We start from the raw sequence: 4,619 nt of genomic DNA, 5'->3' as shown, positions 1-4,619 counted from the left end.
CCGCCCCNGCCGCCCCCGCACCTGCGTGCCTGGCCCGACCGCGAGGCGCTGCTCGCCGACCGGGACCGGGCCGTGGGCGAGCTGGTCGGGCGGCTGCTCGGCGGCGGCCGGCTGGCGGTGTTCCTGCTGTGGCTGCTGCTGCTGGAGGCCGGCTGGGGTCTGCTCGGGGCCGCCCTCGTGACGTTCGACGGGGCCCTGGACCCGTTCGGCGCGGCCTTGGCCCTCGCCCTGGCCGGGCTGGGCGTCGGGGCGTTCGTCCCCGCCGTGTACTTCCAGGTCGCGGGCGTGCGGCGGGACCTGGCGGCGTACCGCCTGCTCGTCCGGTGGGCCGCCCTGGACCGCGACCCCGCGCACGACGCCCGGCACCGGGCGCCCGGCCCCGGCCTGGTGTGGCTGCTGGTGTCGTTCGCGCTGTGCGCGGCGGGGCTGTGGCTCTGCCTCGCGGTGCCCGCCTCGGCGCGGCCGGGCACCACCACGTACGCCGAGGTCGGGTACGGGGTCGGCGCGGGCCTCCTGCTGTGGATCACCGGGCTCGCCGGCGCGGCGAAGGCCGTCGCCCATTACCGGCTGGCCCTGCGGCTGCTCAGCCCGGGTCCGCCGGCGCCGCGGCGGGCCGGCCGACCAGCATCGCCGGCGCGCCCGCCACGCGCGTGAGGAACACCGTCGCCGCGTTCGGGCCCTTCGGCTTCACCCGGCGGCGCACCTCCTCCGGCTCCACCGCCGAGCCGCGCTTCTTCACCGTCAGGGTGCCCACCTCCCGCTCCCGCAGCAGCGCCTTCAACCGCTTCAGGTTGAACGGCAGCGCGTCGGTGATCTCGTACGCGGCGGCGTACGGCGTGGGGCGCAGCCCGTCCGCCGTGACGTACGCGATCGTCTCGTCGACCAGCCCGCCGTCCAGCAGCGCGGCGACCTCCGCGACCAGGTGCGCCCGGATGACGGCGCCGTCCGGCTCGTACAGGTAGCGGCCCACCCCGCGGACCGGCGGGGCGGACGGCGTCGCGGACGCGGCCAGGGTGGCGCCGGAGGGCAGCAGGGTCGCCCGTACGGAGCCGGGGGCCGTGCCGAACCACAGCACGGCCTCCTTCACGTCCCCGCCGTCGGAGATCCACTCCGCCCCGGCGTCCGGCGGCACCGCCTCGTGCGGGATGCCCGGCGCCACCTTCAGCGCCGCGTACGGGGCGCGGCGGGCCGCCCGGACCGCCCACGACAGGGGCGGCGAGTACGCCTCCGGATCGAAGATCCGCCCCCGCCCGCCGCGGCGCGCCGGGTCCACGAACACCGCGTCGTACCCGGACACGTCGACTTCCGCGACGTCGCCGCAGCGCACCTCGACCAGGTCGGCGAGCCCCAGCGCCGCCGCGTTGGCGCGGGCGGCGGCCGCCGCGAGCGGGTCGCGGTCGACGGCGAGGACGGCGATGCCCGCGCGGGCCAGCGCGATCGCGTCGCCGCCGATCCCGCAGCACAGGTCCGCGACGCTCCGCACGCCGAGCCGGGCGAAGGCCGCCGCGCGGTGCCGGGCGACCGCGGCGCGGGTGGACTGCTCGACGCCGTTCGGCGTGAAGAACATCCGGTGCGCGTCGTCGGCGCCGAACTTCGCCACCGCCCGCTGGCGCAGCCGCGCCTGCCCGAGCGCCGCCGACACCAGCTCCGCGGGGTGGCTCCGGCGCAGCCGGGAGGCGACGGCCAGCTCCTGCGCGGGGTCGTAGTGGCGCAGGTCGGCGAGGAGGCTCCGGCCCTCGTCGGTGAGGAGCGCGGAGAAGGCGGCGGGATCGGTCACCCGTCCCATTCTGGCCCAGTGTGGGCCGGCCGGGGGACGGTGCCGGCCGGGCGGCGGTGTCGTCCGTGCGCCGGGGCGCCGCCCTGACAGGATGCGGCGCCATGCATCTAGTACGACAAATGCGTCCATCATCGGTCAATCGGGCCGGTTTCTGGGCGGCGGCCCTGCTCGCCGCCGCCCTGGGGACGGCCTGCGCCGCGGAGGGCACCGCCCCGCCCGGCGCCGGTGCGGCGGCGACCGCGGCGGGCCTGCACGGCCGCCAGGGCCAGCAGGCCCAGGGCGGGCAGGTGCAGCGGCCCCCGCAGGCCCGGACCGGGTCCGAGGCGCTGACCGCCTACGTCGAACGGTTCCGCCGGGCGCAGGCGGTCCGCGCGGCCGTCGCCCGGCGGTGGGGCCTGAAACGGGTGCCGCTCCTCCCGCCGGACCCGCCGAGGACGAAGCCGAAGATCACCTTCCGCAAGGGCTTCGAGGTCGACGACCCCGGCCCCGGCCTCCCCCCGGTCTTCACCACCGTCCCCACGCGCCACCGGGTCGTGTTCCTGACCATCGACGACGGCGCGGAGAAGGACCCCGAACTGCTGCGGATGATGTCCGAGCTGGGCGTCCCGTACAGCGCCTTCCTCAGCGACTACGTGGTCAAGGAGGACTACCGCTACTTCGGGCGGATGCAGGACCTCGGCGTCGCCCTGCACAACCACACCCTCACCCACCCCTACATGCCCGCGCTGTCGTACGCGGAGCAGAAGCGCGAGATCTGCGGCCAGCAGGACGTGATCGAGCGCCGCTACGGCAAGCGGCCCACCCTGTTCCGCCCGCCCTACGGCAACTACGACGCCGACACGCTGCGCGCCGCGCGGGACTGCGGCATCAAGGCCGTCCCGCTGTGGTCCGCCGAGGTGTTCCCGGACCGCATGGAGTGGCGCGAGTGGGACCGCGACCTGCACCCCGGCGACATCCTCCTCAGCCACTTCCGGGGCCGCGGCGAGTGGAAGGGGTCCATGGCCGACATGGTCCGCCGGGCCCTGGACACCGCCACGGCGCGCGGGTACGCGGTGGCCCGGCTGGAGGACTACGTGTGAGGCGCGACGCGCCGACGGTGGCGATCGGCCCGCTTCCTCCGCACGTCGGCACGGGTGCGGGCGCGCCGCGCGGCCCGCGACTGGCACTCCGCTTGACCGAGTGCTAACCGCGGTCATAGTCTCAGCCCTGGCACTCCCCGCAGGAGAGTGCCAACACAGCGACGGGCAGGTCCGGCACCCGCGACGACGGATCCACCTGGTCGCCACCTCAGACAGTTGACCCCGTGAGATCTCCGAAGGGGGAGGTCGGATCGTGACGACCACCAGCTCCAAGGTTGCCATCAAGCCGCTCGAGGACCGCATCGTGGTCCAGCCGCTCGACGCCGAGCAGACCACGGCCTCTGGCCTGGTCATTCCGGACACCGCCAAGGAGAAGCCCCAGGAGGGCGTCGTCCTGGCCGTCGGCCCGGGCCGCTTCGAGAACGGCGAGCGCCTGCCGCTCGACGTCAAGACCGGCGACATCGTGCTCTACAGCAAGTACGGCGGCACCGAGGTGAAGTACAGCGGCGAGGAGTACCTCGTCCTCTCGGCCCGCGACGTGCTCGCCATCGTCGAGAAGTAATCCACCACGTGCCGTGAACCGCGCCCCTGGTCCCCGCTGCTGTGCTGCCGCACGTGCGTCGGGCGGCGAGGGGCGCCGTTCTCTCTCCACCCAGTACCGAGAGGGCTGAATCGCTCCCATGGCGAAGATCCTGAAGTTCGACGAGGACGCCCGTCGCGCCCTTGAGCGCGGCGTCAACAAGCTTGCCGACACCGTCAAGGTGACGATCGGCCCCAGGGGTCGCAACGTCGTCATCGACAAGAAGTTCGGCGCGCCCACCATCACCAACGACGGTGTCACCATCGCCCGCGAGGTCGAGGTCGAGGACCCGTACGAGAACCTCGGCGCCCAGCTGGTGAAGGAGGTGGCGACCAAGACCAACGACATCGCGGGCGACGGCACCACCACCGCCACCGTCCTGGCCCAGGCGCTGGTCCGCGAGGGTCTGCGCAACGTCGCCGCGGGCGCCTCCCCGGCCGCCCTGAAGAAGGGCATCGACGCCGCGGTCAAGGCCGTCTCCGACGAACTGCTCGCCACGGCCCGCCCGATCGACGAGAAGTCCGACATCGCCGCGGTCGCCGCGCTGTCCGCCCAGGACCAGCAGGTCGGCGAGCTGATCGCCGAGGCCATGGACAAGGTCGGCAAGGACGGCGTCATCACCGTCGAGGAGTCCAACACCTTCGGCCTGGAGCTGGACTTCACCGAGGGCATGGCCTTCGACAAGGGCTACCTGTCGCCGTACATGGTCACCGACCAGGAGCGCATGGAGGCCGTCCTCGACGACCCCTACATCCTGATCCACCAGGGCAAGATCTCCGCCATCGCGGACCTGCTGCCCCTCCTGGAGAAGATCATCCAGACCGGTGGCTCCAAGCCGCTGCTGATCGTCGCCGAGGACGTCGAGGGCGAGGCCCTGTCGACCCTCGTGGTGAACAAGATCCGCGGCACGTTCAACGCCGTCGCGGTCAAGGCCCCCGGCTTCGGCGACCGCCGCAAGGCGATGCTCGGCGACATGGCCGCCCTCACCGGCGCCACCGTCGTCGCCGAGGAGGTCGGCCTCAAGCTCGACCAGGTCGGCCTCGACGTGCTGGGCACCGCCCGCCGCGTGACCGTCACCAAGGACGACACCACCATCGTCGACGGCGGCGGCCGCTCCGAGGACGTCCAGGGCCGCATCGCGCAGATCAAGGCCGAGATCGAGACGACCGACTCCGACTGGGAC

The 4,619-nt window shown here is 73.9% G+C and carries 3 protein-coding genes and 1 pseudogene; 3 read left to right on the top strand and 1 reads right to left on the bottom strand.

The genetic code is table 11. The annotated features are described in order from the left end of the window. Positions 1-583 precede the first annotated feature (583 nt). Complete coding sequence (locus MW084_RS04840) at positions 584-1,786, bottom strand: class I SAM-dependent methyltransferase (protein ID WP_078571808.1); 1,203 nt, start codon at positions 1,784-1,786, stop codon at positions 584-586. Between the two features lie 110 nt (positions 1,787-1,896). Between MW084_RS04840 and MW084_RS04835 the strand changes: the two genes are divergently transcribed. From MW084_RS04835 to groEL, 3 genes and pseudogenes are all read left to right on the top strand, one after another. Then, the gene (locus MW084_RS04835) at positions 1,897-2,856 is read left to right on the top strand and encodes a polysaccharide deacetylase family protein (protein WP_010471834.1); all 960 of its coding nucleotides are present in this window, start codon (positions 1,897-1,899) and stop codon (positions 2,854-2,856) included. A 253-nt stretch (positions 2,857-3,109) separates the two neighbouring features. Continuing rightward, the gene (groES, locus tag MW084_RS04830) at positions 3,110-3,418 is read left to right on the top strand and encodes a co-chaperone GroES (protein ID WP_010471835.1); all 309 of its coding nucleotides are present in this window, start codon (positions 3,110-3,112) and stop codon (positions 3,416-3,418) included. 118 nt (positions 3,419-3,536) lie between these two features. Then, positions 3,537-4,619: pseudogene (groEL, locus tag MW084_RS04825) on the top strand (chaperonin GroEL); the annotation flags it as partial.

Origin of the sequence: Streptomyces sudanensis (assembly GCF_023614315.1) — a bacterium.
In the GTDB taxonomy this organism is placed as follows: Bacteria; Actinomycetota; Actinomycetes; order Streptomycetales; family Streptomycetaceae; genus Streptomyces; species Streptomyces sudanensis.
The sequence above is the reverse complement of the archived record's forward strand: the minus strand, read 5'-3'. Positions and strand labels throughout refer to the sequence as shown.